Origin of the sequence: Brevibacterium moorei (assembly GCF_024580735.1) — a bacterium.
Taxonomy (GTDB): Bacteria; Actinomycetota; Actinomycetes; order Actinomycetales; family Brevibacteriaceae; genus Brevibacterium; species Brevibacterium moorei.
Genome location: NZ_JANIJX010000068.1, coordinates 1 through 579 on the forward strand (window position 1 = coordinate 1; position 579 = coordinate 579).

Genomic DNA, 579 nt, shown 5'->3' on the forward strand with positions numbered 1-579 from the left:
GATCCGGTACTTCCCACCAGTCTTGTCCACGACCTGCACAACAGTGGCTCCGGATTTTGAAGGCACGCGGCGGACGAACGGGCTCATACCGGCCATTTTAGGCGACCCGTTAGTTACCCACGCCCCCCAAGCGTAGGCCTCTCACCAGCACAAACAATCTCGAAATCCCAGAAATCGCCCAACATTGTGGAAGTCAGGTCTGACACTGAGTTTCGAAGCGCTCCTCGGCGGCTGACATTCGTCCTATCTGCAATGAGCCCTTATAGAATCACGGGGTCCACGTCGGCGGACTGCATCATGTCCATCAGCGACGTAGCGCGAGTGAGTTCCGGTTCTAGCGATTGGGAGTCCTCGCGGGGGACCTATATCACGCGATATCATGGACGAATGAGCACCGTGGTTCGTGAGATCAGGGAATCCGCCGGTCTGAGTCAGGCGGAGTTGGCAACGCGCTCGGGCGTCGCACAGCCGAACATTGCGGCCTATGAGTCGGGGAGCCGACGGGCATCGCCACAGATGATCGAACGGCTGCGTCGCGCAGCCAAACCGTTGCCACATGAGGCGCTTGCCGCGCATGCC

The 579-nt window shown here is 59.6% G+C and carries 1 protein-coding gene; it reads left to right on the forward strand.

The window, feature by feature from the left end; all coding sequences use genetic code 11:
- Positions 1–387 precede the first annotated feature (387 nt).
- A partial coding sequence (locus NQ034_RS16075; RefSeq protein ID WP_257050024.1) for a helix-turn-helix domain-containing protein occupies positions 388–579 on the forward strand: 192 nt, incomplete at its 3' end.